Below are 24,453 nucleotides of genomic sequence, written 5' to 3' on the forward strand. Positions count from 1 at the left end.
CGAAAGAGGATCCCTTCTACCGCCGGAGGCCGAACTTGCTCGACAGACGGCATCCAGCAGGGCGTCAGTAAGGGCTGCCCTTCGGACCCTCGAAGGGCAGGGCCTAATACGCTTAAAGCCCGGCCGGGCGGGTGGAGCAATTGTGCGCTTGCCTGGGGAAGACGAAATGCGGTCGACTGTAAACCACCTCATTCGTGGCCAAGAAATTAAACTGGACGAATTGTTGGACTTGCAGGAGGCCGTAGAGCCAATGTGCGCCAAGCTTGCGGCTCGAAGTCGCACAGATGAAGACCTAGAAGACATCGGAGCCGCACTCGCGGCCATCACGGGACACGCAGGAGATGTTCGGTCTCTCCTGGACGCGCACAGCGCATGGCACGTTGCAGTATCGAGGGCAAGTCACAACGAACTTTTCTCCGGGCTCATGGTTGCGTTGGTTAGCTGGATCAATATGGCCGTACAGGAAAGCAAGATCTCTGTTGAAGGTGTGAACAGCAAGGCCTACGAAGAGATTACCGCTGCAATCCGTGCTGGCGACCAAGAGTCCGCCGGCGAAAAGATGCGTATGCACGTCATAAGCCGAGGAACACTCTTTCGGGCCCTGAGTGCTGTCGCATGAGGTCATAGAAGAGCTAAGACGCGCTGTGCTCTGGGGTGCCCGAACTGTTGTAGTCACATAAGCCGCCATTTCAACGCAAGGATGCCTGCGTTTCGGTCATCAACACGCGCTCAGGAACCAAAGGCGCCCACAATCGTCCTGTCCCGCAAGGCGGTCCGTCAGCGCGACAAGAATGAGCGAGAACCTTTGCGCATGCTTGCATGTCAATGCAGTGCCAATGATGCCGCTCGAAGCATGTCCCAGATGAACAGCCTTCACGGGACACTTCTAGCAACCATTTCAAGGGCTGCGCGACGTACTCACGGTTATCGGCACAGGAGCATTAGTCGCTTGCTCGAACGCCTAGATCGCTGTCTGTAAGGTCCACTTCGTGCCTGGCCTAAGGTCCGGTTACCGCGAGCTGCGGAGCCGGCGTGCCACCGGTGGCCAGTCAGAACTGCAGGAATCCAGTGGCGGTCGGGGCACCACGGCCAAATGATCCAGCGGGAGGCAGACAGATCCGGACCAGGCCGCACGTTCGTCCTTGTTCGAATTGATCGCCAGCAGCAGGTCGAGCCTTTCGGCCTAGAGCCGTCAGTTTTTGCAGGTCAAGGCCTGACCCCGCTCTTACGTCACGCCTGACAAAGTGCCCGGTGAAGGTCACCCCAACAGCATCAGGCATGCGGCTTCACCAGCCGCAGCGACCCGCTGAACTGAATCAAACATAACGGACACATCCGTCTGGGAACCAGCGGAATCTCCGCTGCGGCGAAGATTCCGCTGGTACGCCCAATGTTCCATCGGACTAGCCGAGGGCTACTAGTTTCTCGGAGTCTCCGTTGAACCCGTGCTTCAATGGGAGGCCCATGATCGCGCGGGTTTCCTCGGGCGTAGCCACCTGCCGCCCAACAACTTCTGCAATCTTTTGTCCAAGCTCAAACGCTTCCAAATTGGACTGAAGGCGATCTGAGCGGTGTGGCCACTTGTAGTACGTGTCTTCCATGCCTACTCGGATGTGCAGTCCCATGAGCGCCGCCTGGGTCGCCATATGCATCGCGCCCCGACCTGCTGTGCAGACGATGATGACTCCATTAGGATCGATGTCTCGAATGGCGTTAACCATTCGCGTCAGTCCCTCGATCATCTGCCGAGTGTTGTTGATCGGGCTTCCGCCTGGCAGGCCTGGCAGCACAACCCAATTTGCGGGGGTGGGAACGAGACCGCTGCTGATGAGGTATCGATGCGCAATGGAAACGTCAGCGTCCGTGTAAACTGCGATCTCCGGTGTGCCATGACGTTCAATGATGAGCCTTGTCTTCTCCATAATCACGGGAATCGGTTTCACGAAGAGGGAATCTCCGATGTAGGTCGCTGTCGCATTGACCGGGGCGGCATCCAGCAATCCGGTGTCCAGGACGCCGATCATTTTCTCCCACTCCCCTGAAAGAGCAGGAACCAGACATCCGTCGATCGTCATTGTCGGGAATTCATCGTGCAGTGGCGCGATGACGTCGTGGAACCGTTTCGGTGACAGGGTGTTGTAGCCCGCTTCATCTCGCACATGAATGTGAATACTGCTTGCGCCGGCCAGCGCCACCTCGCGCGCAGACGAGTAGATTTCGTCAGTGGTTATTGGCTGGGAAGGATTCTGCTCCTTGCGGAAGAATGCGCCAGTAATGGCAACCGAGACAATCATCTTCTCGGGGATGTCCCATGGAGCTGAGACCGGACCGTCGTGGAAGCTGGTGGCCTCCAAGTTGAGGATCTCTGGAGCGCCGTAGGGCTTCCAGGTCATTTTGTGCTGAGAGCGTTCAAGTCCGTTGCTGACTCGTTGCCAATCGATATTTGCCATCGTAGTTCTTCCTTTACTTGACTGGATCAAATCGATAATCAGTGCAGTTCGCTACTGCGTCTTTTCCCATGTTGGGTGTCCGAGTACGGAACGGTCTTGGCGGATCCACTTCGGCTGGCCGTAAATCGATTGCCCCCCGTCGACGTCTAATGCGGCCCCTGTGACCCATGTGGCTGCGTCGCTGGCCAAGAATTGGACCGCGTTTGCGATGTCGCCCGGATGTCCCATGCGACCTGCTGGTGTCTCAAGAAGCAGTGATTCGCGCGCTGAACCCTCGTCGAGCATTTGAGAGGTCATGCCGGTTTCGACAACTCCGGGGAGGACGGCATTAACACGAATTCCATAAACGCCCCACTCAGCGGCCATGGAGCGAACCAACGGCAGGAGGGCAGCCTTGGTCACGCAATAGGCTCCGACCTGGTCACTATGGGATCGAGCTAGGCTCGAGGAGACGACAACGATACTCCCTCGCGTGCCTGACTTAACCAGAAGCTTTGCTGCCGCCTGGCAGACGTAGAAAGTCCCGGTGAGGTTAACCGCCACATGGCTGTCCCATGTCCTGGGTGAGACGTCGAGCAATGGTCCGAACTTCGCGTACCCGGCGTTCGCCACGACAAGTGCCGGCGCCCCCGCCCATTGTTCGACCTCGCCAAATGCCAGGCAGACTTCGTCAACAGACCTCTGGTTTGCAGCGAATCCGCGCACGGCGTCGACGTCGCCGTCGAGTAGCGTTGCCGCTTTATCAGCCAGTTCCTGAGTCCGCTCGAACACGGCAACCCTGTACCCCTGGGTGAGGAGGGTGTTAGCGATTTCGGCCCCCAGTGCGCCGCCTCCGCCAGTCACAACGGCTACGGGAGAGTTCACTCCGTACCCACAAGATGCGTCGCGTTACCCAGTATCCCCGGGGCACATCTGGAATTGGGAAGTACGCTCGGCACAAATGCGCGGGTCTCGAATTCGGAAACTGCCGGCATCCGATAGCAGTCCCTCGCCTGCGCGGCCTCAGTGCCAATCCGTCTACCAGTTCGCTCATGAGCCTTTTGCATTATTCTCCATCCGTACAAGTTATTTGGACACGTGTATAATAATTCCATACGCATGTTAAATGTCAACACCTATCAGGAGGAGCAAATGGAACTCACTAACCAGCCGGTGATAATTACAGGCGGCGGGTCCGGTCTTGGGCTGGGTGCCGTGGAACGGCTCGTCGATGGCGGTGCGGTGGTCGGAGTCGTCGACAATTCATCGAATGCAGCGGCCACTATCCGGGAGAGATTCGGAGATAGGGTGGAATTTGCCCAGGCCGATGTGGGCAACACCGGGGAACTTGAGCGTGCGATGACCGCACTGGTGGATTCCATTGGCGCCCCCCGACTTCTCGTCACCTGTGCCGGGATCTTGGGGTCGGCTTCCATACTCGGCAAGCACGGTGTGATGCCCATGGAGCGGTTTACATCTGTAGTGGGGGTGAACCTCTTTGGCACGTTCGATGCGATTCGCCTCCTCACGCCGCTCATGGCTGATCTCGATCCCCTGCCTTCAGGAGAGCGCGGGCTGATTATTACTACTTCTTCGATTGCGGCTTGGGATGGATTAACTGGGCAGGCGGCATATTCTGCCTCGAAGGGAGCCGTTTCGGCGATGGCGCTTCCTCTTGCACGGGAACTATCCAGATATTCAATACGAGTCGTGAGCGTGGCCCCCGGAATGTTTTCGACCGGAATGGTTGACGGAATTCCAGCAGGTACTCTGGACACGCTAACTGGAGACGTCCCTTTCCCTGCGCGACTTGGTGAGCCTTCAGAGTTCGCCTCGTTGATCATGGCGATCGCCGAGAATGAGATGCTCAACGGGACGACAATCCGTCTGGACGCAGCACTCAGGATGCGGGACCCGGGGACTTACCGGTAGCGCGGGCCAAGTGGTCGCGTGCACAACACGAGCTCGCAGGCGGGATTACGCGATATTCGTTCTGGAAAGGTCAAGATGACAAAGAGAGCCTATGGTGACAGCAGTCTGTCACCCAACCAGGCCTACAGGCGCGCACAAATTGTTTCCGCTGCTGCCGAAGTTATGAAGCGCGATGGAGTGGCGGGGTGTACAGTCCGCTGCGTGGCGGACGAAGCCGGGATGAGTCACGGTACCGTCCACTACTACTTCGGCGACGCCCAGGAGTTGCTCGATCTCGCCTATGAAAGCCTTACCCGCACATACTTCGAACGCCTATCGGAAAGGACAGCACACCTCGAGGACCCGTTTGCTCGCTTCTGGCACCAAGTGCACGACTATGTCACGTCTTGGGACAAGCATCGAACTCTACCTAGCCTGTGGTGCGAATACTTGGTGGCAAGTCTGAACGCAGAGCGCCTGGAGGGCCCCGGTGATGCATTCGAATCGGTCATCCAGTTCTTTAGGAAGGCACTCGCGGACATATCTCCCGTCCACGCGGCCCGCGCCGAAGCGCTGGTACGACATACCAATGGCATCGTGACGAGCCAGCTCGTTGTACCTGTGACCACTGAGCATATGATTCGCGAAGTAGCGGTGCTCTGCGAGCTGCCACCATTTACCGTGAACAATAGTTGTTCATCTGCTGAGTGCTCCCTCTGCCGCCCGGTTCACGGCCTGAGCAGGCAGTAAACCGGGCGACTGCTGGGCTAGGGATTTGGTGTCCCCGCCATCATGTCTGGAAGCACGTCGACTATTTCCGGGAAAGCGGACAGAAGGACCACGACCAGAAGCGCTACCGGAGCAAAGAGCAGCGCACCTCTGAAAGCATCAGCAATAGAGATTGGGCTGCCAAGATTCACGTCCTTGTTCTGGGCGATTCGATGCACCACAAAAACGAGCATGCCTACTGGCGGGGTAAGCACTCCGATTTCCGCCATGAGCACGACGAAGATTCCGAACCAGATGGCGCTGAAGCCCATCTCCAGCACCGCCGGCAGCAGGATCGGCACAGCGATCAGAATCATCGACATCGATTCCATGAACATGCCGAGTACGAGAAACAACACGACTAGAGCCATCGCAAACCAAAACGGGCTCAAGGATGTTTGCTCGATGACACCAGCCATCCATGAGGCCAGTCCGGTCACGGCGAGCATTCGATTGAGCAACGCTGCACCGATGAGAAGGAACATAATCGCGCCGACGGACATGAGTGTATCGCGAAGGGCACGAGCGACAGCGGCAACCATCCCATCTTTGCGCAGCTTCACTATCGCAATGACAGACGCGGCCGCGGCTCCTACTGCCCCGGCCTCCGTGGCAGTGAATACACCCAGGTACATCCCACCGATAACCACCAACACTACCCCGACAAGCGGCGTTGTTCGCCCCAGGGCTCTCAATCGAACCGCCCAGGGAACTCTCTCTTCGGTGCTCCGGGGTGCCATCGCGGGCCGGACTAACACAACTGAAACGATCATCAGAATGTACGCAAAAGTGAGAGCGATACCGGGAACGATTCCCGCAATCAGCTGCGAACCGACCGGGATCTGAGCGAAAGTAGCGTAGACGACGAGAAGTATGCTCGGGGGGATCAGTTGGCCGATCGTGCCAGCTGAGGCGACTGATCCGAGCGCTAAGGTCTTCGAATAGCCCGCACGCAGCATCTCAGGTATCCCGATTCTCCCAACTGCGTAGGTGATTCCCAGCGTTGAGCCGCTGGCGGCACCCAGTCCGGCTCCAGCGATATTAGTGGTTATCGCCAAGCCACCAGGAAGCCATCCTAGCCACAGCCGCGCGGCCTGGTAGAAGTCAGACGTGACCCCAGACCGCCACAACATGAGTCCCATGAGGACGAACATCGGCAGTACGCTCAACGTGAAGGACGCGGTATTTCCAAATGGGGCTTGCGTCAATAGATTCACTGCACCGTCGACGCCGATGACAAGCAGAATGCCCAATACTCCCGGCACCGCCATTGCGACGCCCAGATGAACGTTGGCGAAGAGGAGTACGAGCATCAGTCCAAGCAGGAATCCGCCCGTAGCCACTCGCGTAGGAGCCAACACCGCCCCAACCGTCATGATCGTTATCAGACCGATGATCACGAATAAGGGCAGTGACCTTTTGGCGGCCCTCTGAATGGGGGGCTTAATGCCCGATGCTGTCGTCATCACGGCGCTCATCCTTCGCTTCCTTAATCAAATTGTCTCCACTGGCCATCGCTACCATTTCCCTTAGCAGCGCCACGCCAAAGGCGGTAAATGTCAGCGGCACGAGATACCGGAGAGGCCAGACTATAATTTCGGCGCCTCCGCTGTACTCACCCCGAATGGTTTGCTCGATCGCCCCCTCTAGTCCGTACCAGGCGCAAAGTGCCAGCAAGGCCACGGCAATGCCATTGGTGAGGAACATGACCTGTCGTCGAACTGCCGGAGTCAGGCGGTCAACGAGGAGGGTCACCGAGATGTGTTCCTTCCCCGATTGGGCTAAATACATACCGATGAACGACAGGGGGACCATGTACCAGTACGTGACCAATTCCAGAGTTCCCTCGATCGGTCGGTTCGCTAAACTGCGCAGCAGCACATCCGCAACAATGTTGAGCATCATTGCAAGGATGGCAAGGGAACCGATCGTCTCGAGGACGGTGCTAGTCCGTTGGCCAAACTGAACAAATCCGCCCTTGGCCTGGGTTGTCATCGTCTACTCCGGCCGGTGGTTCTCGAGGATCTGACTAGCAATGGAGTCCGACCAGGCACTCAGATCCGGCAAGTCCTCTCCGTGCACGTCCGTATACTCCGGCCAGGCCGGCTCCGCCGTAGAAAATCCAAGGTCCCCAGTAATACGGTCGAGCCACTCTTCATGGAGTCCGATGAAGCTGTCAACTTCTTGGCTGGGGTCGGCCAATCCGGCGGCTTCCTTGCGCTGCTGTTCAATGAGGGTGGCATGGTACGTGTCCAGCGCGCTCACTAAGTCGCTGTCCGGCTTTTCGAACTTTAGATCCTTGATTTCGAGCGCCTCGATGTTTCTTCGGAAAACACCGTTCATCATCTCTTCGAGGTAAACAGGTAGCTGGCTCCAGACGGCATCCTTTGCTGATTCGCCCAACTTGTTCCAGGTCGACTCGCTCATAGCCATCGTAAAACTGGAGAATCCGAGAAGACCGGCAGTGGTGTAGTTCTTTCCGTGGTCGGTCAGGCTAAGGGCTGTCATGTCCGGCGGGTTAGTGAATGAGCAATCGATCAACCCCTGCTGTAGAGCGGAGTAGACTTCGGTGCCTGCAACCGTGGCAGGCGTCGCTCCCATTGCCTTGGCTTCCCCCGTAGCGGCTACGCTGCCGACGCGTATGCGGGCTCCGTCCATATCGGCGAGGGTTGTGTGACTTTCGGAGCAGAGCAAACCGTAGGTGTGCAAGCCAGCCCAGCGTGGAACAAGCGGCACCAGTCCTTCGCGCTGCATCATCTCCATATACGCTTCCGATTCAAAAGACCATTCCAATGTGGCGGCAACCGATTGGAGGGCTCCTGAAACCGGGCTTTTATCTGCGACAGATGCAAGATTCGAGGCAAAACCATCCACTTCGAAATTGGCGGGAGTTAGTGCGGGGACAAAGGCTGCCATGTCGATGATTCCGTCATTGAGCGCGCCCCCTAACTCTGTCATTGGCACCAGGGCATCGCCGTAGTAATATTCGAACTCAATTTGTCCGCCAGAGGCCTCCGTCACCGCATCCGTGTACGCCTCTTGGGCTTGCGTCTGCCAGTTCTCGGGGCCATACATGGTTCCGACCTTTAGAAGGATAGTTTCATCGCCACCGGCGTCTGCACTGCTTGTGCAGGCAGACAGAGAGAGTGCTGCAGCGGTGGCGACCGCCAAGATTACTACGCCTCTATTGGATTTTCGTGCCTGATGCATACGAGTTTCCTTTCACTTCGTTGTTAAGGAGGAACTTCGGGGTGTATTTAAATTCAGGGATTCGGTGCGCGTCCGCTTTCAAAGATCATCCGGTGTTCGCAGTAGTCATCGCCGCGAGCGAGGGAGCGGGTGTATTCCATCGACAGAGCAGGGTCGGCCGCTACATATGCTTCGCCCATGCCCTTGTTCACGAACTGGCAGTAGTGAGATGCGTCAGCCGGAGCGTCGGTAAAGAATGCACATCTTCTCCGCGTAATGCGGCATTCATTCTCGGAATAGGAAGAGAATGCTTCAGCCATGTTGACGCCTGAAAGGAGGTGAGCAATGTCTTCGTACCTGGACATGTCTTCCGGCGTGAGTTGCTCGCGATTGAACCGCCGTTGCATCTTTCTGTAGTTACTCGTTCCGACAATATAACCGAACTTCTCTGCAATCTGGCGGGCCTGATCTTCGCCATGGTGGGCAGCGACCAAGCGAAGCAGCGCAAAGAAGTAACTGCTCCCATTTCGGCTAACCGAATAGACGATGTCATCTGCCGTCAAGTCTTCGGGCTCAAGGTCCATCGCGCGTATCCGCGAGATTCGTTCCTCCGATAGATGCAACCCCGGATAGGAGCTGACATCTCGGTACGGGACATAACCTGGTTGATCGGTTGACTGTTCGGTCATTTTCAGTTCACCATCTGCTTTGTATCTTCGAGCCGAACCATGTCGACAACGGCATTCCTAATCACGCGGTCCATGCCGTTCTTCGGGAATTGATCCACTACGGTTACATGGCGGGGCACCTTGTACTCAGCCAGATGCTGTCCGCAGAACTCGATGAACGCCGCTGCGTCGAAGGTAGCTCTACCTTCTTCTCGCAGGACAAGGGCTACCTGTACGTCCTCCCCCAGCACGGGATTTTGTTTCGGGAATGCGACCGCTTCGGACACCGCGGGGTGAGCGAGAGCTACTTTCTCCACTTCGACGCTGGATATGTTCATGCCGCCTCTGCGAATCATGTGCTTCTGGCGCCCAGCGATGAACAAGAAGCCGTCCTGTAGAACGCCCAAGTCGCCGGTTCGCAGCCAACCCTCAACAAGAACTTCATTTGTCTGGTCCTCATCCCACGCATATCGGGACATGACGCTTGGCGAGCGAAGCAAAATCTCTCCAGGCACGCCGTCGTTGACGGGCTCGCCGGAATCATCCACGACTTTGAGCTCCACCCACTTATTCCATGTTCGAGAACCGGCGGCCAAGCCATATTCACCCATGAGGGCGATGGCCTCTTCATGTCGCTCTGGTTCCAGCATCACCCCGCACGGGCCCGCCTCGGTTAGACCGTAGACACTGGATAGTTTGATGCCTCGGTCTGTGTTGAAGAGTCGGGTCACTCGCTCATGAAAGGCCCTTGGCATCGCTTGTCCGCCGTACACCAGCCTCGAAATGCGCCCGGTGTTCAGCTCGGGTAAGCGACCATCGTCCAGCCGCTTCAGCAGCATGACAACGAGAGGCGTTGGCATGAAGAGGGTCGTCGTCGAACACCGCTCGGCACGCTCCAACATCTCGATGGGGTCGGGCCTGCGATCCACTACGTAGGCACATTTAGCAGCGAGTGTTGCCAAGGGGTTCGTATGGCATCCAGTGCTTGTGTAGAACGGCGATGCACACTGGAAAACGTCGGTCTCAGTGAGTTCGAAACCTGCCTGTGCTTGAATACCGACGGCAACTGCCTGCGCGTGAGTGAAAGCCGCGACCTTTGGAGTTCCAGATGTCCCTGAAGTGAAGATCCAGTTGGCGTCGTCGTGTTCCCGAGCCAAGGGCGGAATCGTCAGCACCGCTTCGCTGTCATACGAGACTCGCCCGAGTGGGCGTCCAAGTTTGGCCTCGCCTCCGATACTCAGGATCTGCATCGCCAGGTCTTGTGGAACATCACTCAGAAGACTCTCGAACTGAGCCTCGTATATCACAACGGACGGGTGCACCAACCCGATGGCTTCCCTGATGTCGCCCGGCATTCCGTGCACGTTAACTGGAACGGCAATTGCCCCCAACCAATGTGCAGCAAACATCGTCAAATAGGCCTCAACTGCTGCATCATTTCCTGTCAGGATCGCGATGCGCTCACCATGGCGTACGCCGGCGTTAAGGAGGATCGCCGCCGTGTTCAAAGTCCCATTAAGTAACTCGGAATAGGTGAGCGTAATCTCCCCACCTGCCTGTTGGCTATAGCCGATCAGCGCGTCTCTGTCAGGGGCCGATTCGACGGCCTCGAGGAGGAGTTGCGGCACGGTACGAGCCCTAACCTCGCTAGGCAGGTTAGGGAATTCAGCGTGCCGTTTCACCGATATCGAGTGCAAACTCACGACTTGGACTCCATCTCTAATTCGCTTCTGGTTGCCCCAACTCTGCCAAGTTTCCAAATCGGCCAGTCTCGTCCGTCCGTACTGTGAACGGTCTGGGAAAAGAAACCGCAATGTGGTCAATATTTGTCGGTTGTTCCACATTGTGGGACTTCCTTGGTTCTCCTCCATAGAATGATTCGCAAGGAGGTGTCCCATGGACCAAGAGAGCCCAAAACGAGGACCAGGCGCGCAAGCTGTTGGAAGAGCAATTGACCTTCTCAAGCTCGTGGGTGAGCATTCAGCGAGCGGGCTTACCCTCCGAGACGCTATCGATAAGACCGGTATGACGCGCACGACCGTATACCGGCTGCTGACTTCTCTCACGGACGGTGGCCTACTCGCGCGCCACCCCCGGTCGGGAACTTGGAACTTGGGGCCGGAGGTCCTCATCATGGGGGCTTTGGCCTCCAGGCAGAATGCACTCGAGGAGCTGGCGCGGCCAAGCCTTCACCGCATCGCGAGTGAGACAGGTGAGACAGCATTTTTGTCTATCCACCGAGGGGCCGCCACAGTCTGCTTGATGTTAGTAGAGGGTAGTTATCCGATTCGTTCGCACGTGGTCAGTGAAGGGACCAGACTTCCTCTAGGAGTGGGAGCAGCCGGCATCGTTCTTCTCGCTCACCTGCCGGCAGCGGAGTCGGACCGCATTCTGGCTGAGAATGCGTCATCCATTGCTCGGTGGGGGCAATCCCTCAAGTTGGTCCAACAGAGAGTTGCGCGTTCGCGCCAAGAAGGTTTCGCCTCAACGGTGGGGACCCCGGTTGCCGACAACTGGGAGATTTCGGCAGCTGTCTTCGACCGATTAAAGCGTCCAATTTGGTCAATTTCAGTCGCGAGCATCACGACTCGCCATACCGAAGCGCGGCAGGCGACAATGGGGCGGCTGCTCCTATCGGAAGCGCACCTGATTACTCGTGCCCTCCGGAGCAGACAAACTCAAGACCCGTCCCTGTCATAAGAATCGAAGGGATGGGCTTCGGTGTGGGAGTCGAATGGCTGGGTTTCAAGGCCGTTCGTTGAGGGGCGATTTTCACGACGACTCCAGCGATATGCGCCTCCATCAGGCCTGAGCGCCGGTGCCACACACGTTCGCGGCCGTGATCTGCGTTGCCCGCCGCCGCTGCGACGTCATCCACGAAATGCTCAGAACGGAACCCTCTATCAAGAAAAACTCTCCCAAGCCGCTTGACGAAAAGCATAAGGATACCCCCTCCGGTGCCGAGGATCGAACGGCGCCGGTTCGATGTCCGGTTAACAGCGACGTGGGCTTCGTCGACGCCACACTGACCCGCTTCTGCGACAGATAGCCGTCGCGCAAGCCGGTCCCCCACGGCGACACTTCACGGCCACTCTCCCCCGGAGAGAAGTCCCATACAGATACTGGTTCTTCGATTCCCGCTTACCCCGCCCGCAAAAAAGGCTAGGCCCGCGTCTCGACCAACGAGCAAAACCCCACGTCCCAATGGAACGGGCTGGCAGCATTGGGCGTGCCCGAAGACAGGATCTATACCGACCATGGGCTCACCGGCACCAACCGGGACCGGCCCGGCCTTCGAGAAGCCCTAGCCGCCGTCCGCGCCGGCGATACCCTGGTCATCACCAAACTCGACCCTCGCCCGCTCCCTGCCCCACGCCCGGGACATCGTCGAAGAACTGACAAAGAAGAACGTCAAGTTGAGCATCGGCGGATCGGTGCACGATCCGACCGACCCGGTCGGCGGTTGCTCTTCAACGTCCTGGCCATGGTTGCCGAACTCGAATCCGACCTCATCCGTACCCGTACCCGCGAAGGGATGCAGGTCGCCAAGCCAAGGGCCGGCTCCGCGGAAAACAGCCCAAACTCTCTAAAAGCCAGGAAGCACACCTCGTCTCCCTATATAAGGGAGGACAACACACCACTGCAGAGATCGCCAAGCTCTCTAAGGTCGCCCGCAGTACCGTGTACCGGATCGTGCAGCGAACCCCTCATGCAGGAACCGCCGGGTCAAACCGCCACACCACACGGTAATCACCGCCAGCCATCTCACCTCTGACGTGGACGACGGAAAAGGCGGATTGCACCTGAAGGTTCAGGTGCAATCCGCCTTTTGCCAGGCGTCGCATATGATTCAGAGGCCGGAGCGCCAGACGGGCGGTGCCACGGCCGACGTTAGCGGTGCTCTAAGAGGCCGCGACCGCGCTTAGCTTGACTATGAACGCACCGCGACGAGGCGTCCGTTGGTCTCGCCTCGCTCGAAACGCTGGATGGATTCGTAGATCTCATCGAAGCCGACTGTCTCGACGTGGGAGGACACAGTGCCCTTGGCGATCAGGTCGAGAACCTCTGCGCAATCTTCGTTGGTGCCTCCGTTCGAGCCGAGATAACTCAACTGCTTGAGGATCATCGTCGTCGTCGAGATATTCGTTCGCTCGGTTCCCATGCCGACCTGAACGACAGTGCCCTTGAAGGCGACAGTCTCGATAGCATCGTCGGTGGTGGTGTCGAACCCTGCGTAGTCCACGATCACGTCAAGGTCCTCATCGGCGAAGTCACGGATGTTCTCCGCGAGCCCATCGAGTCCGAAGCCGGAGATCCGGTCCCAGGCTGCCCGGTTTACCTCCGCTACATAGATCTTTGCGCCCAGGGCCTTCGCGAACTGGATCGCCAGGCTGCCCAGCCCTCCGGCCCCGATGATCCCAAGTTTGGTCCCCGCTTGGACGCCGCCGACCTTGAGCGCATGGTACGAGGTCATGCCCGCATCGGTGGCCGGCGCAGCCTGCTCCCAGTCCACACCATCCGGAACCGGGATGACCTGGTGGTCGAGAGCCTTGACCTTGTCAGCGAAGCCGCCGTCGGTGGCAGTGCCGGGGCCCTGGATGGTGGCAGGAACGGCTACCCGCTGTCCGACTGTCAGGCCGGTGACCTCGTCTCCGATTTGCGCCACAACGCCTGCGATCTCGTGCCCGAGCGTGATGGGGGTGAAACCGAGAATGCCGGTGAGCGTGCCGTCGAGATATCCGACGTCCGTGTGGCAGATTCCCGCGGCCTTGACATCAATGACGACCTCGTTCGGCCCTGCCACGGGGTCAGGTACTTCCATCAGTTCAAGTGGTTCGTTTGCAGCAGTAAGACGCCATGCCTGCATGAAGAGCTCCTTCGTTGGTGTATCGGTGTTCGCGGATGGTCGCGCGCTCGTATGGCGGAATCGGCGGGCGACCAGCAACCGTTGGGCCGTCGGCCGCACACCGTTGTGTCACGATGGCGGTTAGGCGCCCAGGTCCGCGGTGTTCATGTTCTTGAACGCCTCCGCGACTGCAGGGTTCGCCGCAATCATTTCGTCGGTGAACTGTTCGCCGGTTACTCGGTACTGCGTCAGTTGGTCGGAGTCTGCCTTTAGCTGGTCCGCGACGTCCGTCCATCCTTCGGGGGTGTTCTCGGTGGACTGGATGCGTGGCAAGCCGGCGAGAACCATGCGGCCGGCGCGGCCGCCGCTGACCTGGAACATGTCGCCGTGCACTGTGGTGTCCTGGTGCGAGAGGTAGGCGACGAAGTTCGCGACGTGCTCCGGGCCAAGACCGTCGCGGAGGGTACTGATGATGGTGGGGTCGCTGTAGGCGCTCTCGGTCATCGGGGTCCACGCGGTGGGCATAAGGGTGCTCACCTGCACACCTACGCGGTCGCCCTCCATGGCGAGGGTGTTGCCGAGCGCCCAAATCGCACCCTTCGCAGCGCCATAGGCGGAGGCTCCGGGGTTGGCGAGAACGCCGCTGGAGGAGACCAAGATCAAGCGGCCGGAGCCAGACTTCACCAAGTGCGGCCAAGCGGCGCGGGAGAGTTCAGCCGTGCCGCGGAAGGAAACGTCGAACACCTGCCAGAACTCATCGGAGGGCTGCTCGCCGAACAGGCCGACGCGGATGATGCCGGCGTTGTTGACGACAATGTCGAGCTGCCCGTAGGCATCGATGGCGGTCTGCACGATCGCGGAGGCCTCTGTGGCGACGTCATGCACATCAACGACGGCGGTTCCGCCGGCATCGACTATTTCCTTAACGACCCGCTCGGCATTCGCCTGCGAGACGTCATTCACAACGACCCGGGCGCCCCGGGATGCCAGCGTGCTTGCGTGCAGCTTGCCCATGCCCTGACCTGCCCCGGTGATAATCGCGACCCGGTTTTCAAACTTCAACAAATCAATCATCCCTTGCAATGAGGTAAATGCGTTCGCATCTACTCTTCGAGTCCAACGTAAGAGGTCCTTGCGCTATTCCCGCGGGGTGCCTCCGGCGCCGAGTGGGAGCTCTCCGCCACTATCACCACATCGACGGTCAATCGGAGGTCAATCATCTCGATGCGGCGAGCGCCGGCGCCGGGTGGGCGGCTTGTTCCGTCCCTCCGGAGCCTTGGATCCCCTGCCCGGTTAAATGCCGCTTGGGCTATTTCCCCGGATGCCTGCCAGCCGTGCTCACAGGAACGCCGGGGCTACGGCGAAGACGGCGGTTAGGACGTGCCGTCGGCGGCGGGAGACGTCGTGCATCAGCAGCGGCGCGTCGTCGTAGGGCACGACGTCGGTGATCAGGTGCTTGCGGATCGTGTCGCCGTGGGTGCCGAGCAGCTTGATGGTCTCGGCCGAGAGCCTGGCCCGGTCCCACTGTGCCGTGAGGCCGCGCGGCACCCTGCCGATCTGCGCGCAGCGCAGGTTGAGCCCGTTGTGGTGGAATTCCTCCCCCAGCCGTACGGCGTCGGCTCCGCTGGTGTAGAAGGCGAGGTCGATGATGCTGCCCTGGGGGCGGGCCGCGCGGAGTGCGGCGTGGAGCGCTTCGGGGCGTCCCCGGCATTGGAAGACGACGTCGGCGCCCCGGTCCCCGGGACCATGGCGCCATCTCGTTTTCAGGATCTTGCCGGGGTCGTCATTCAGGTCGAGGGCCAGGAAGCCCAGCTCTTCGGCCAGCTGCCGGCGGCGGGGGTCGGAGTCCGCGACGGCGACTTCGCGCGCGCAGAGAGACCGGGCGAACAGGGCGGTGACCAGCCCGATGGGCCCGGCGCCGGTGACGAGCACCAGCCGGCCGTCCACCCCGTCGCCCAGCGCGCGGACCAGGCCACCGGTTTCGTCTGCCGCCGCGTGCAGCAGGCCGTTGGCACAGATGGGCCCGAAGTGTGCGACGAAGACGCCCAGCAGCGGATCAAGGTCGCGGGGCAGCGGCACCAGATGTTCGCGCAGCGGGTCGGCCACATGCGCGGTGGCGTGGCCATAGGCCGTGGCGAGGATGTCCCCTTCGGCGAAGGCGGGCGTGCGGGATTGGGCGACCCGGGCGACCTCCATGTAGCCCAGCCGGCGGATCGGGTAGGCGGCCTCGGCTGAGTCCTGCAGGAACAGGCCGAGCTCGTGATCCAGGCGGGACCGCAGCCCGGGGTGGTCGCCCTTGACGAAGGCCAGTTCCGTGCCGGCCGACAGGCCGGTGACGAGGGTTTCGAGCAGGAGCCCGCCGTCGGGGACGTCGGGCAGCTGCTCCTCGACAATTTCCAAGGCTCCGGCTTCGGGAATGACGAGGTTGCGCCGGTTCCTCATGGCGCTGCCCCTGCCGTGGCCGGCCGCTCTTCGGGCAGCTTCACCGGCAGCCCCGTGCGCGCCGATTCGGCAATGGCACAGCCGAGCCGGTGGCTGCGCAGGGCCTCCGCATAGGGCGCGCGGGTGCTTTCCCGTTCGCCGCGGACTGCTTCGATGAATTCCCGGTCGACGGCGATGCGCGGGTCCTCAGCACAGCCTAAATCCGTGCGCGACGTGCCGTCGAAACTGCTCAAGCCCGCCTCGGACAGCTCGAGGTACAGGCCTCGACTCACGATGTGCAGGGCCGCGCGGTGCTTGGCGGCCAGCACCGAGGTTGCCGCCAGCGTGGCCACGGTTCCGCTGGCAAAGCGGACGGTGGCCGCGGTGGCGTCGTCGACGTCGTCCGGCTCCGGCCCTGATCCGTCGACCGGCGGCCCGGTCTCCGTGCCGCGGACCCCGGCGGCGTACACCTCGACGGCTTCGCCGAGCAGGAAGCGCGCGGTGTCCAGCACGTGCGTGAGCTGCTCGACCACCTGACCGCCGGAACGGTCCATGCGCCCCCACCAGGGCACCGGCGGCCGTTTGTCCAACCAGTAACCGTTGGCCAGCAGGGCCGGGGCCTCCTCGAGCAGACCGCGGGCATGCCCGACGGCGTCCATGCAGCGCCAGTGGTAGCCGGTGCCGGTGACCACGCCGGCCGCTTCCACGAGCGCTCCAATTTCCTCCGCGGTTTCCCGGCCCAGGCCGACCGGCTTTTCCACGAACAGCGGAAGTCCCCTGGAAAGAGCGGCCCGTTCGCCCGGCCCGTGCGCGAACGGCGGAACGCACACGTAGACGGCGTCCGCTTCCGTGTGGTCGAGGGCCGTCTCGGGATTGGTGAAGGCCGGGGCGTCCACTTCCCACCCCAGTTTCTCGGCCGCTGCCGCATGCGCGTCGGTGACGCTGGTGATCCGGGCGCCGAGTTGCTGCAGGACGCCGACGTGCCGCCGCCCGACGGAGCCGGCCCCGATCAGGGCTACTTTCACGCTCATCTGGCCTCCTGGAGGAGTTGGTCGTACAGGCGCAGGTAACTGGCAGCCATCGCCTCGGGTGTCCATGCCGCCGCCGCGTCGATGCAGTCCTGCGGGCTGATATCGTCCAGTTCCTGCAGGAACCGGGCCATTTCCTGCTCATCGGCGGCGAGGAAACCGGTGCGTCCGTGGTCCACCAGCGAGGGCAACACTCCCAGCGGTGTCCCCACCACGGGGATGCCGCGGGAGAGGGCTTCCACCACCCCGGTAGCTCCGGGTTCGGCCCACCGGTTGGGGGCCAGCAGCACCCGGGCGGAGCGCAGGACGTGCTCCTTGGCCTCGCCTTCGACGCCGCCAATCCAGCGGTACCGGCCGCCGTCGAGCAGCGGCCTCACCTCCTCCCGGAAGTACGTGGCATCCGGATGAGAGGCCAGGCGCGGGTCCCCTTCGGCCAGCCGGCGGTCCAGCTCTGCCGGATCGTTGATCCCGGCGACGGGGCCGGCGAGCACCAGTGGCAGGCCCGCCAGGCGGCAGATCCTGAGCGCGGCGTCCTGCCCCTTGTCGCGGGTAATGCGGGCCAGCACCAGGGCATGCCCGGTTTTTTCTGCGTGGACGTCCAGGGCGGGCGGAGCGGCCAGCGGGACGACGCCGATCGTCTGGCGCTGTAGGGCTTTTGGTGCGCGCTCCAGCTGGGACTGCGAGACCGCGGCGAAGCGGATGCGGCCGCGGCCGTTGAAGGACGAATAGAACGCGCTGTGCTTGCCCAGGTCCCAGTGCAGGGTCTGCAGCACCGGCGGAGCAGCCGATCCCATGGCGGCGAATACCGCCGGTCCCACCACCTCAAGGTGGTCATGCACCAGGTCCCAGGCGCCGCCGTCGTACATGGCCTGCACCACGCCCTGCATATGCGCGTGAGCGATGCCCGAGACCTGGTTATAGGGCAGGGCGATCGAGGGAAACTGGGGTTCGTCGAGCGGGCACAGGTAGGCGTCCGCCTCGATCGTGCTCGGACCCACCGTGGCGAGGGTGACATGCGCCCCGGCGCGGCGCAGCTCCGGAACCAGGGTGGCGATCACCGTTTCGATGCCCCCGTACCCGGGCGGCGGAACGGGCAGCCACGGGCCGGCGTTGATGAGGATCCGCACGGCTCAGGCCACGTGCCCGGTCGCGAGCCGGTACTGGCCCACGTCCAGCATCGCCGGACGTTCGGAGACCTCAACGGTGCAGCTTTGCCCGACGTAGTCCTCCCCCTGGCGCATGAACTGAGTCAGCTCGACCGCGGGAGGGGCGGCCGGGGCCAGGCCGCGGCGGTGCAGCCGGGCCTGCACGGTGAGCTGGATCTGCAGGGCCATCCGGGCCAGCTCGGCGTCGGTGGAGTTGCGGTGGCAGCGCTCGCCCAGGTCCACTTGCGCCATCCCGTCCAGGCCCACGGCTTCCAACACGTCGATCAGCATGCCGGTCTCCACCCCGTAGCCGGAAACGAAGGGAATGCGTTCGAGCAGGCTGCGCCGGCCGGCGTATTCGCCGGCCAGCGGTTGGACAATCCCGGCCAGTTCGGGCCAGTACAGGTTCAGCAGCGGGCGTGCCACCAGTTCCGTGACCCGGCCTCCGCCCGCGGGCATGATTTTGACCCCGTCGTCGAGCGGCCGGTCATAGTAGCTCTTGACGAAGTGGGTCCGGGGATCGGCCAGCAGGGGGCCGATCAATCCGACGGCGAACTGCGCGTCGAACTGGCGCAGGTCCGAGTCCATGAACACCAGAAGGTCGCCGCTGGAGACGGCCAGGGATTTCCACAAGGCTTCGCCCTTGCCCGGAGTGCATCCGGTGCCGGGCAGGATCAGGTCCTGATGGGCAACTTTCGCACCGGCGGCCGCGGCGACGGCGGCGGTGTCATCCGTGGAGTTGGAGTCGATCACGATGATCTCGTCCAAAAGCGGTACCGCCTCGACGAGTTCCGTGCGCAACGCGGTCACGATCGAGCCGACCGTCGCCGACTCGTTCTTGGCCGGAAGTACCACGCTGATCCCTTGGCCGACCTTGCGTTTCACGAGTTCGTGCCGGTCGAAGCTTTTGCCTTGATAATTCCTGGCGGAGAACCACTCCAGAACGTCTGCCCGCATTCCGGCTTCCTCTCATCGAGCGCCGGTTCATCCCCAGGCCGGCTGTCGGTAGGATCAAGTCGAAGCCTACGGGTCCGGATCCTGCTCTGTGAATAGTTTCCGCGAGATTGGCAGGGACGGCCGGCCCCGGGATAGGGCGCGGATAGCGGCGCAGGCGGCTCGGAAACGTCTGCGCGAGGCTGCGGCAGGCGAGGGCAGTGAGGAGATTTGATGCAGCAGCAGGTCCCCGCCGGCGGCCACGTCCAGCGGCCCCGCCTGGTGCTGTGGCGGCACGGCCAGACCGAATGGAACGTCTTGGAAAAAGCCCAGGGCCATGCCGACCTCCCGCTCGATGCGACCGGCCGCGTCCAGGCCAAGCAGGCGGCCCGGCTGCTGGCAACGTTCCAACCCGATTTCATCTGGTCCAGCGACCTGGAACGCGCCCGGCACACTGCTGCAGAGCTGGCCGCGCTAACCGGGCTGGAACCGGTGCTGGACAAGCGGCTGCGCGAGTACGATGTGGGCATCCGGCAAGGCACCACCTTTGCGCAGTTCCGGCAACAGCATCCGAGCATCCATGAGAGATTCTTCCGTGAGGAGAACTACCGGGTTCCCGGAGCCGAGCTGCCCTCCGAAGTAAACGGGCGGATGAAATCGGTGATGCAGGACGCCGCCGCAGAGCTGGCACGGGGCGGCACGGGCGTCCTGGTGGGGCACGGTGCCGCCCTCCGAAGCGGGCTGTTGGCCTTCTTCGACGCGCCGGCCCACATGCGCGAGATGTTTGCCGGCATGGCCAACTGCGCCTGGACGGTGCTGGAAAAGCACCCGGACCGCGGCTGGCAGATCATCGACTACAACGCCCAAACCCTGCCCGATCCCTCCTCGGCCCTGGCAGACGACATGCCGGCTGAGCACGATGACCAGGGGTAGGATCCAGGCGGCAAATCCGAAGGTTGAGACGAGGACATCCATAGATCCACCGCACCGTCGGGCCCGCGGAGAGCACCTATAGCGGCGGGTAGTGGTGACACCGCGAAAAGACTGCACCTATCCGGGCCCGGCGGAGAAGCCACGTCCACGGCATCGCCAACTTCGGCGCGCTGGTTGGTCGCGCGGTGCCTCCGCACAACCGGGGTGGATGCTGGAACAAGCTTTTTACAAGAGGACCAGCGAAGGATACGCCCTATGCCGCGCATCATGCCGGCATGTCCACGGCCGGTGAACGGCGAACCGAGGGAGACGGTAAGAATGGCACGCACAACCGGGGTTCACGCAGTGCTCCTGTCCACAATGCTGATGCTCACAGCCTGCGGAGGTGAAGCAGCCCCGGAAGGGACCGCCGAGCCGGCCGCCTCCCCTACCGCCCAATCGCCGCAGGCCACCTCGGCGGCCAAAACATACACCAACGACGACCTCAAGGAAGTGATCGCGGGTCTGGAAGACGCGCAGGGCCAACAACTTTCAGTCGTTCCGGCGGCCCAAATCGATCAGGGACTCGCGGCCGCGAAGGAATTGCTGGCGAACGCGATCATCACCCCTGAAGCCTGTTCCATGTTCGCGACCGAACAGACGCAAATACCCGACGGCAGCACTTACGCCGCTGGAGCCAGCCAATCGGCCGAAGAAAAGTCCCAGACCGTCATCACCCTCGTCGCCGTCAAAGACCCGCAAGTCGTCGCCGACCAGTTCGAACAAGCACAAAAATCCATGCAGCAGTGCGCCGACTTCGAAATCGAAGCGGAAGGACAGAAAATCAGCAGCAAGATCACGCCACTGGACGTGACCACAGACGGTGAGCAGTCCCTCGGCTCCATCACCACCCAGAAGTTGCCGAACGGGCAAAGCCAGCAGGTCATGTCTGTAGCGGGAGCGCAAGGACCGCTCGCGGCCACCGCAGTGAAAATCGGACTCGACATCGAGGAAGAAGCACAGGACGAACTCATCGAACTCGTCAACGACGCCCTGGCCCAAGGCGGGTAACCCACATAGCGTTCAGAACCGAATCAAGACCCAAGGTTCCGCCTCCCCAGGAACGTATCCACATGCCTCATCAGCAACAAGCTGAACCCGGTCACTCATTGGGAATAGCCGGGTTCATCTTGGCGTGAATCACCATAACTACGGCTCCGGATATCGTTACACACAGCATTCCCGGTGACCGAACTCAAAATCGGAACCAGCCGGAATTCGGAGAGTGCGCCCCCGGGCATTCCAGATACTTTGGAAGGCTCAAGCCCTAACTCGAAACTGGAGGGGAAAGTTATGCAAGCAAGAGATGTTCTGAACCAGGAGCAAATCCAAGCAAATCTGCTCCAGTTGCCGGAATGGCGCTACGGTCTGGGTGCCTTGCGGACCGCATTTCGATGTAAATCATCCGCAGCTGCCTTGGATCTGCTTTCCACCATTGGCGGGCTGGCGCAGGAATCCGACCACCACCCTGACGTGGACTGGCGGTTCGACACTTTGTTCATCACGCTAACTTCGCACGATGCCGGAGACAGGGTGACGGAGCGCGACGTAACGCTGGCCCGCTCGATATCGAAGCAGGCCCACGCCCATAGCGCCACGCCCCTCCCTGGACTCTTGCGCACAGTGGAGATAGCCATAGACACAGATGCCCCGGAAGCCATTTCGGAAGTCTGGCGAACTGCACTGGGCTACAAGATGCACGAAGACGGAAGCCTGATAGATCCCTACGGCAGGGGTCCGGCCATCTGGTTTCAGGAGTCTCAGAGTCCCAGTGCGAATCGTTTCCACTTGGACGTCACTGTCCCCTTCAGCGAGAGCGCCTCGACTCTGGATGCCCTGGTAAGCATTGGTGCCACACTCGATGATGAACATGCACCCATGTGGGTAGTGGCCACCGATGCCCAAGGCAACCGGTTATGCATCAGTACTGAAGCCGGACGCGGCGACTAGACGGGTCGGTCCACGCTGCTATGCGGCCGTGAAACCATTGGGATTCCATGTCCGTCCGGGGGCTAATGACCCGGCCACAGCGCCAGACGGGATTAAGTTGATATTCGAAGCCATGGACATCCGGCTCCCTTCGCAGGACTGGCAACATCAGAAGGGGTTGTCAGCACTGACCGTCACCACAGGAAAAGCCCGGACCGACGGCGGTCCGGGCTTCTTGTTTCCTGTCAGCCGCAGTCGCCGCCACCGCCGCCTCCGGCATCTCCTCCGTAGGCAGTGGCTCCAAAGGCTCCCGTGCTGGCCGCATCCGTGCTCACGGGAGCCCGGGCACCCTTTACTGGTCGGCGGTCGGCGCGGGCACCCAACACCACCCAGGCAATACACGCCGCACAAAGGATGGCAACGATGATGGCGAATTCCATACCTGTCTCCTGTCGTTGAGCTCAGGGTATGGGCGGAATAGGTTTGGGGCAACAGTTTTAGGGCGTGGCGATTCAATGACTGGTGCGCCCGTGGTCGGACGCTAACCTCGGCGGCAGCATTCGGTCGGCCGCCATTCCGGTCACCATCGAGAATATTGTTTTGTGGAGGATGTCCACTGCTTTCTCCTCGGCCGGCCAGGTGATTGGTGGGGAACCGGCCCCGGTGGCGTTCTCAATTGTTTGGTCAAAGCCCAGTCGCCTCACGGTGTGCCATAGGTTGGCATGCAGTCCGCGAATGCCCGTGATGGCCCACACTCCCCTCAAAGCACCGAGGCTGGCACCGGTGCAGTAATGCATCAGGTGGTTCCACAGAAAGGGCTTGGCATCGTTGGCGGGCCGTTGACCGAGCAGGGTCAGCAGGGCGCGGGCAGGTACGTAGGAGTTCCGACGGCCGGTGATCGCCTGCTCAACCTTCTCCCCTACTGTCGTCACCCCCGCCCCGATGAGTCCGGCCAAAGCACCGGTGCCGGCCGCCCGGCAGATCTCACTGAATCAGGAGACCCCGCCGCTGGCCACACCAAAAGTCCCGGCAATCAGGGCCTCCCTTGCGGACCGCGAGGGCCATGGCTAGCGTTTACCGAAACAGTAAGCAGGCTTATAAAAACAGGGTTTAGCACCAACAGGCTGCCCCGATCGGGCACCCCGGCCCACCATCGAGGAGGAGCGGTCATGCGCATCAAGGATTCCGTCGTTGTGATCACCGGCGCGTCAAGCGGAATAGGCCGCGCCGCTGCCCTCCGTTTCGCCCGGAAGGGCGCCCGCGTTGTGATCGCGGCCCGCCGGGCACAGGCTTTGGAAACGCTTGCCGTCGAATGTGAACGGCGCGGGGCGCAAGCACTGGCAGTGCCGACCGATGTCAGTGACGCCGCTGCCGTGCAGGAACTCGCGGACCGCGCGGTAGCACGCTTCGGCAGAATCGACGTCTGGGTCAATAACGCCGCGGTGAGCTATTTCGCTCCATTCCTGAAGGCACCTGTCGAGGACTTCCGGCGCCTTATCGACGTCAACGTGATGGGCTATGTGCACGGGTGCCGGGCCGCGCTGGCGCAGATGCAGCAGCAGGGAGCGGGCGTGGTCATCAACGTTTCCTCCGTCGTGGGGGAAATTGCCCAGCCCTACACCTCCGCCTATTCGATGTCCAAGGCCGCCATCCGCGCCCTGGGTGTTAGCCTGCGCTCGGAACTGCGGCTCACCGGCAGGAAAAACCTTAGGGTCTGCACGCTTCTGCCGGCGACCATCGATACCCCGTTCTTCCAGCACGCCGGCAACTACACCGGCCGCAAGGCCCTGGCCATGCCGCCTGTGTACACGGCGGAAAGGGTTGCCAAAGCCATCACCGTATTGGCGGTCTCCCCCCGCGCCGAAGCCGTCGTCGGGCCGCTCGGACGGGTCATGGCCTTGCAGCACAGGCTCACCCCGCGCTTGATGGAAGGCGCCATGGCAGCTCAGGTCAACAGGACACATCTTTCGCGCAGTGAGCCAGCGCCCACGACCGCGGGAAACCTCTACGCACCTCAGCCCTCGCACCCGAATCCAGCAACGGGAGGCGGCTGGCACGGAAGAAGAAAAACTGCGCTCCGCAGGACAGGCGCCACCCTGCTCGTCCTCACCGCCGCCGGAAAGCTCACCAGCGCCCTTGCCCGGCGCTACCTTGATTCCGGTGGGCCAGCGACGCGGACCGCGTAATTTCGCCCCGCATTGACGGCGCACTGCG

The 24,453-nt window shown here is 61.4% G+C and carries 23 protein-coding genes and 1 pseudogene; 10 read left to right on the forward strand and 14 right to left on the reverse strand.

The window, feature by feature from the left end:
* Positions 1–619, forward strand: a 619-nt coding sequence (locus AC5RV2_RS02410) for a FadR/GntR family transcriptional regulator (RefSeq protein ID WP_494091016.1), incomplete at its 5' end; no start/stop codon positions are given.
* A 784-nt stretch (positions 620–1,403) separates the two neighbouring features.
* Here the strand turns inward: AC5RV2_RS02410 and AC5RV2_RS02415 are convergent.
* Together AC5RV2_RS02415 and AC5RV2_RS02420 are read right to left on the reverse strand one after the other, a co-directional pair.
* Entirely contained in the window at positions 1,404–2,450 is a 1,047-nt protein-coding gene (locus AC5RV2_RS02415; RefSeq protein ID WP_494091017.1) for a beta-keto acid cleavage family enzyme, read from the reverse strand.
* 51 nt (positions 2,451–2,501) lie between these two features.
* Positions 2,502–3,314 (reverse strand): SDR family NAD(P)-dependent oxidoreductase, encoded by an 813-nt coding sequence (locus AC5RV2_RS02420; protein ID WP_494091018.1) that lies wholly within the window; start codon positions 3,312–3,314, stop codon positions 2,502–2,504.
* 267 nt (positions 3,315–3,581) lie between these two features.
* Here AC5RV2_RS02420 and AC5RV2_RS02425 point away from each other — a divergent pair, with 267 nt between their 5' ends.
* Complete coding sequence (locus tag AC5RV2_RS02425) at positions 3,582–4,361, forward strand: SDR family NAD(P)-dependent oxidoreductase (RefSeq protein ID WP_494091019.1); 780 nt, start codon at positions 3,582–3,584, stop codon at positions 4,359–4,361.
* A gap of 75 nt (positions 4,362–4,436) precedes the next feature.
* On the forward strand, positions 4,437–5,090 hold the full coding sequence (locus AC5RV2_RS02430; RefSeq protein ID WP_494091047.1) for a TetR/AcrR family transcriptional regulator: 654 nt from the start codon (positions 4,437–4,439) through the stop codon (positions 5,088–5,090).
* Between the two features lie 17 nt (positions 5,091–5,107).
* Here the strand turns inward: AC5RV2_RS02430 and AC5RV2_RS02435 are convergent, their stop codons facing one another.
* The 5 genes from AC5RV2_RS02435 to AC5RV2_RS02455 all read right to left on the reverse strand — a co-directional run bounded on the left by AC5RV2_RS02435 (position 5,108) and on the right by AC5RV2_RS02455 (position 10,668).
* The gene (locus AC5RV2_RS02435) at positions 5,108–6,586 is read right to left on the reverse strand and encodes a TRAP transporter large permease (RefSeq protein ID WP_494091020.1); all 1,479 of its coding nucleotides are present in this window, start codon (positions 6,584–6,586) and stop codon (positions 5,108–5,110) included.
* Positions 6,552–7,103 carry a TRAP transporter small permease gene (locus AC5RV2_RS02440; protein WP_494091021.1) on the reverse strand — a complete coding sequence of 184 codons (552 nt, stop codon included), beginning with the start codon at positions 7,101–7,103 and terminating at the stop codon, positions 6,552–6,554. Before AC5RV2_RS02440 ends, AC5RV2_RS02435 begins: the two co-directional genes overlap by 35 nt.
* A 3-nt stretch (positions 7,104–7,106) precedes the next feature.
* A complete protein-coding gene (gene dctP / locus AC5RV2_RS02445) occupies positions 7,107–8,279 on the reverse strand; it encodes a TRAP transporter substrate-binding protein DctP (RefSeq protein ID WP_494091022.1) in 1,173 nt (390 codons plus the stop codon).
* A 92-nt stretch (positions 8,280–8,371) separates the two neighbouring features.
* Positions 8,372–8,986, reverse strand: a complete 615-nt coding sequence (locus tag AC5RV2_RS02450; RefSeq protein WP_494091023.1) for a hypothetical protein — start codon at positions 8,984–8,986, stop codon at positions 8,372–8,374.
* A gap of 2 nt (positions 8,987–8,988) precedes the next feature.
* Positions 8,989–10,668 carry a class I adenylate-forming enzyme family protein gene (locus AC5RV2_RS02455; protein ID WP_494091024.1) on the reverse strand — a complete coding sequence of 560 codons (1,680 nt, stop codon included), beginning with the start codon at positions 10,666–10,668 and terminating at the stop codon, positions 8,989–8,991.
* A gap of 193 nt (positions 10,669–10,861) precedes the next feature.
* Here AC5RV2_RS02455 and AC5RV2_RS02460 point away from each other — a divergent pair, with 193 nt between their 5' ends.
* The 3 genes and pseudogenes from AC5RV2_RS02460 (at position 10,862) to AC5RV2_RS02470 (ending at position 12,715) form a co-directional block, all read left to right on the forward strand.
* On the forward strand, positions 10,862–11,665 hold the full coding sequence (locus AC5RV2_RS02460) for an IclR family transcriptional regulator (protein WP_494091025.1): 804 nt from the start codon (positions 10,862–10,864) through the stop codon (positions 11,663–11,665).
* Positions 11,666–12,188: 523 nt separating this feature from the next.
* Positions 12,189–12,458, forward strand: a pseudogene (locus AC5RV2_RS02465) (recombinase family protein); the annotation flags it as partial.
* 8 nt (positions 12,459–12,466) lie between these two features.
* Positions 12,467–12,715: a helix-turn-helix domain-containing protein gene (locus AC5RV2_RS02470; protein WP_494091048.1), complete on the forward strand. Its 249-nt coding sequence runs from the start codon at positions 12,467–12,469 to the stop codon at positions 12,713–12,715.
* A 181-nt stretch (positions 12,716–12,896) separates the two neighbouring features.
* Here AC5RV2_RS02470 and AC5RV2_RS02475 read toward each other — a convergent pair whose 3' ends face one another.
* From AC5RV2_RS02475 to AC5RV2_RS02500, 6 genes are all read right to left on the reverse strand, one after another.
* Positions 12,897–13,832 (reverse strand): zinc-binding dehydrogenase, encoded by a 936-nt coding sequence (locus AC5RV2_RS02475; RefSeq protein WP_494091026.1) that lies wholly within the window; start codon positions 13,830–13,832, stop codon positions 12,897–12,899.
* Positions 13,833–13,952: 120 nt separating this feature from the next.
* Positions 13,953–14,885 carry an SDR family NAD(P)-dependent oxidoreductase gene (locus AC5RV2_RS02480; RefSeq protein WP_494091027.1) on the reverse strand — a complete coding sequence of 311 codons (933 nt, stop codon included), beginning with the start codon at positions 14,883–14,885 and terminating at the stop codon, positions 13,953–13,955.
* 264 nt (positions 14,886–15,149) lie between these two features.
* Positions 15,150–16,253, reverse strand: coding sequence for a zinc-binding dehydrogenase (locus AC5RV2_RS02485; protein WP_494091028.1), 1,104 nt, complete (start codon positions 16,251–16,253; stop codon positions 15,150–15,152).
* Positions 16,250–17,263 carry a Gfo/Idh/MocA family protein gene (locus AC5RV2_RS02490; RefSeq protein ID WP_494091029.1) on the reverse strand — a complete coding sequence of 338 codons (1,014 nt, stop codon included), beginning with the start codon at positions 17,261–17,263 and terminating at the stop codon, positions 16,250–16,252. Before AC5RV2_RS02490 ends, AC5RV2_RS02485 begins: the two co-directional genes overlap by 4 nt.
* The gene (locus AC5RV2_RS02495; protein WP_494091030.1) at positions 17,260–18,387 is read right to left on the reverse strand and encodes a glycosyltransferase; all 1,128 of its coding nucleotides are present in this window, start codon (positions 18,385–18,387) and stop codon (positions 17,260–17,262) included. The genes AC5RV2_RS02490 and AC5RV2_RS02495 overlap by 4 nt, the downstream gene beginning before the upstream one ends.
* A gap of 3 nt (positions 18,388–18,390) precedes the next feature.
* Positions 18,391–19,362, reverse strand: a complete 972-nt coding sequence (locus AC5RV2_RS02500) for a glucosyl-3-phosphoglycerate synthase (protein ID WP_494091031.1) — start codon at positions 19,360–19,362, stop codon at positions 18,391–18,393.
* A gap of 210 nt (positions 19,363–19,572) precedes the next feature.
* Between AC5RV2_RS02500 and AC5RV2_RS02505 the strand changes: the two genes are divergently transcribed.
* The 3 genes from AC5RV2_RS02505 to AC5RV2_RS02515 all read left to right on the forward strand — a co-directional run bounded on the left by AC5RV2_RS02505 (position 19,573) and on the right by AC5RV2_RS02515 (position 22,260).
* Positions 19,573–20,271, forward strand: coding sequence for a histidine phosphatase family protein (locus AC5RV2_RS02505; protein WP_494091032.1), 699 nt, complete (start codon positions 19,573–19,575; stop codon positions 20,269–20,271).
* A 318-nt stretch (positions 20,272–20,589) separates the two neighbouring features.
* Positions 20,590–21,321 carry a hypothetical protein gene (locus AC5RV2_RS02510; RefSeq protein WP_494091033.1) on the forward strand — a complete coding sequence of 244 codons (732 nt, stop codon included), beginning with the start codon at positions 20,590–20,592 and terminating at the stop codon, positions 21,319–21,321.
* Between the two features lie 174 nt (positions 21,322–21,495).
* Complete coding sequence (locus tag AC5RV2_RS02515) at positions 21,496–22,260, forward strand: 4a-hydroxytetrahydrobiopterin dehydratase (RefSeq protein ID WP_494091034.1); 765 nt, start codon at positions 21,496–21,498, stop codon at positions 22,258–22,260.
* A 491-nt stretch (positions 22,261–22,751) separates the two neighbouring features.
* Here the strand turns inward: AC5RV2_RS02515 and AC5RV2_RS02520 are convergent, their stop codons facing one another.
* Positions 22,752–23,195: a hypothetical protein gene (locus AC5RV2_RS02520; protein WP_494091035.1), complete on the reverse strand. Its 444-nt coding sequence runs from the start codon at positions 23,193–23,195 to the stop codon at positions 22,752–22,754.
* A gap of 213 nt (positions 23,196–23,408) precedes the next feature.
* On the opposite strand from AC5RV2_RS02520, the gene AC5RV2_RS02525 reads away from it, so the two are divergent.
* Positions 23,409–24,425 (forward strand): SDR family oxidoreductase, encoded by a 1,017-nt coding sequence (locus AC5RV2_RS02525; protein WP_494091036.1) that lies wholly within the window; start codon positions 23,409–23,411, stop codon positions 24,423–24,425.
* Positions 24,426–24,453 lie beyond the last annotated feature (28 nt).

The sequence above is a fragment of the Arthrobacter sp. Y3225116 genome (assembly GCF_059091245.1).

Coding starts and splice junctions, on each gene's coding strand:
- AC5RV2_RS02440 (WP_494091021.1), bottom strand. CDS start 7,103: ATGACAACCCAGGCCAAGGGCGGATTTGTTCAGTTTGGCCAACGGACT.
- AC5RV2_RS02510 (WP_494091033.1), top strand. CDS start 20,590: ATGGCACGCACAACCGGGGTTCACGCAGTGCTCCTGTCCACAATGCTG.
- AC5RV2_RS02430 (WP_494091047.1), top strand. CDS start 4,437: ATGACAAAGAGAGCCTATGGTGACAGCAGTCTGTCACCCAACCAGGCC.
- AC5RV2_RS02450 (WP_494091023.1), bottom strand. CDS start 8,986: ATGACCGAACAGTCAACCGATCAACCAGGTTATGTCCCGTACCGAGAT.
- AC5RV2_RS02425 (WP_494091019.1), top strand. CDS start 3,582: ATGGAACTCACTAACCAGCCGGTGATAATTACAGGCGGCGGGTCCGGT.
- AC5RV2_RS02460 (WP_494091025.1), top strand. CDS start 10,862: ATGGACCAAGAGAGCCCAAAACGAGGACCAGGCGCGCAAGCTGTTGGA.
- AC5RV2_RS02475 (WP_494091026.1), bottom strand. CDS start 13,832: ATGCAGGCATGGCGTCTTACTGCTGCAAACGAACCACTTGAACTGATG.
- AC5RV2_RS02485 (WP_494091028.1), bottom strand. CDS start 16,253: ATGAGGAACCGGCGCAACCTCGTCATTCCCGAAGCCGGAGCCTTGGAA.
- AC5RV2_RS02505 (WP_494091032.1), top strand. CDS start 19,573: ATGCAGCAGCAGGTCCCCGCCGGCGGCCACGTCCAGCGGCCCCGCCTG.
- AC5RV2_RS02415 (WP_494091017.1), bottom strand. CDS start 2,450: ATGGCAAATATCGATTGGCAACGAGTCAGCAACGGACTTGAACGCTCT.
- AC5RV2_RS02435 (WP_494091020.1), bottom strand. CDS start 6,586: ATGAGCGCCGTGATGACGACAGCATCGGGCATTAAGCCCCCCATTCAG.
- AC5RV2_RS02500 (WP_494091031.1), bottom strand. CDS start 19,362: ATGCGGGCAGACGTTCTGGAGTGGTTCTCCGCCAGGAATTATCAAGGC.
- AC5RV2_RS02490 (WP_494091029.1), bottom strand. CDS start 17,263: ATGAGCGTGAAAGTAGCCCTGATCGGGGCCGGCTCCGTCGGGCGGCGG.
- AC5RV2_RS02480 (WP_494091027.1), bottom strand. CDS start 14,885: ATGATTGATTTGTTGAAGTTTGAAAACCGGGTCGCGATTATCACCGGG.
- AC5RV2_RS02525 (WP_494091036.1), top strand. CDS start 23,409: ATGCGCATCAAGGATTCCGTCGTTGTGATCACCGGCGCGTCAAGCGGA.